Here is a 2,339-nt window from a genome sequence, read left to right as displayed (position 1 = left end):
TCTCCGTCGCAGTCGTACCACTGTGCTCAGTCGTCGTCGTACCCGTATTAGCAGTCGTCGTCGTGCTCTGAGTCGTCGTCGTCGGAGTCACCACAGTCGACGTAACCGGAGGACCCTCAAACCAGGCAATCATGAAGTCCTGGAGTACGACTTCCGATACAGGCCGCTTTATGTAAGTGTAGTAATTTACACCAATCTTGAAGCCAAGCCGGCTCGATGCGTTGGTGTTATCGAAATATGTCGTGACGGCCTCAGCTATCTTCCGCCCCATCTGGTTACCCGGCTCAGGAAGATCACCGAGGTCAGCCTTACGCTTGCCCGACGACGAAGCCCAGCCGAGCCTCCACGCAACAGATTGTGCCGCGGTGTCGGCAACTGTCTGGTTGACAGCGGTACCTGAAATATCGTTCCAGTTCAGAATCGGAGAGATATTCACCCGATCACCCGGCGCCTTGGTCAACTCTCGCGCTATGGCGATACCGAGCGCGGTCTTCTGCGCCTGCCCCGGTTGCGTGAGTTGTCCGATACCCGACGCAAGCGATTCGTAAGAGGGCGTCGACCTGCTGTACCGCGACGGATTTGTAACATTCTTCCCGAGGGGCGCCCCCCGACCAGCATCAACGCAGTAGACATGCTGCAGCTGGCCGTCCCCACTACTCCCTTCGGGAATCGCATGGAAGTAGATCGCCTTCTGGGTGGTCCTGTAAATCTGCCAGGTGTCCCCACCTCCACCTTGCGCACTCGCGGGTGCCGGTGCGACGACGAGCGCTGTCGCGATAAGGAATATCGCGAACAACACCGCCCCCGCACGGCTCAGTTGTCTTGTCATTGATTCCTCTCGATTCATGAGTGATTGAGCCCTACGGCTCCGAGTAACGTGAACCCGCCCGGTGCAGGCCCTGCAGGCCAGCCACACGACAGATCTATGTGAAGATCGTAACCGCACCGATACCGGATTGAAACCGACCACCCCCCGATTCCTTAAGGTTCATCACATCTTCCAGCCCCTCTCCGGATCCACCGTCCGCCACCAGCAGCTTCACCGGACAGATCCCGCGGGGCTGCATGTCAGCGTACCTACAGCCACCCCCGCACTGCCCCAGCCGACACCGTCCCCACGTCGGCGGGGCGCCATCCCCGGCTTGCCGATAAAAGACTCTCACCTGCGGCCATAGTGGGAAATACGAGAAGAAGTTCCCCTGCCCGAGCCCGCCTCTACTGAACTCGCCTGTCCGTTCAGTCTCTAGTTTTGTGAACTATCAAAATTGTCGTATGTGAGTTCCGCTATTTTTGGCCTACCCATCTTTAATCCTATTTCGCCAAAAGATCATTCTTTATCGCGGCCGGTAGTCGATCATATTTTAATTACTTCTTTACGCTGTCATTGTGACGTCCACTACCGGACCAAACCCCAGAAACCAGGTCCTCGCCCCGTACGGATACTGAGCATAGAATTTCTGACAGGTCGTCCCATAGGGTGTATGTACCCCATTCCCCCAAAATCTTCATCCGGAGAGGTCCGGCTGCCCTGCAACGGCGAGCGCCACCACAATATGGTGTATCACGAACCACACAGCGTCCGAACGGGTGTAGCAAAATCTAGTAACCCCAGCTACCCTCAAGTACTACGATAAAACACTAAGATTGCTGCATAGTTCGTGTCCAAATCGCTACACGACCACACGCGAGCATTTCACTAACTTCAACCTTGCCAAAAACCGAAAATTAGTCCGTAGTTCGCCACCAAAGCCACTCTATATACTCCTTCAGTATCGTTGAATTACCGATCTTCTATTTTCAGCCCTTGCCGTTAATTTACCGCGTCGCGAAGGTCAAGCCGTTCTCACGGAAAATCCACCACCGAAACCGGGCACTGACACATCCCTGCGTCTGCAAGTCAAACCATGCCTAATTCTCCAGTGACTAGACCTTGCGAACATCGTTTTCACGTCAACCGCGAAGAAATCCACCGTCAGCCCCATCAACCCTTGTGAGGCGTCCCCTCCGGACGAGCAGGAGAATCGAACCCTATGGGCGTCGAGGTTACTGAGTAATCGGATAGATATCGTGCCCAGCGGTCTCGATAGTCAGGAATATCCACCATTCCCAAGAACTGCCACAATATAGCTACCTGCGCACTAGCTGTCGGAAGCTCCTGCAGTCGGCCCGGCCTTTTGGTCGTACTTCCAGATAGGTGCGCGAACCAAGCAAAACATGGTGAAGCCCCGGGTACTCCCTGTTCTAAAGGAACACCCGGGGCTTCAGTTCAAACTACAGCCTGCCGAACCTAGCTCTCACGCCGGCGAACAGCGATGAACACCGCGCCAAGAACCATCAGC

The 2,339-nt window shown here is 55.3% G+C and carries 1 pseudogene; it reads right to left on the bottom strand.

Annotation, left to right across the window (positions count from 1 at the left end):
* A pseudogene (locus tag KRX55_RS11705) lies at window positions 1-829 on the bottom strand (hypothetical protein); the annotation flags it as partial.
* Window positions 830-2,339: the final 1,510 nt, after the last annotated feature.

It is taken from the genome of Corynebacterium sp. TAE3-ERU16 (assembly GCF_019209935.1).
Taxonomy (GTDB): Bacteria; Actinomycetota; Actinomycetes; order Mycobacteriales; family Mycobacteriaceae; genus Corynebacterium; species Corynebacterium antarcticum.
This window is presented reverse-complemented; position numbering and strand designations above follow the sequence as displayed.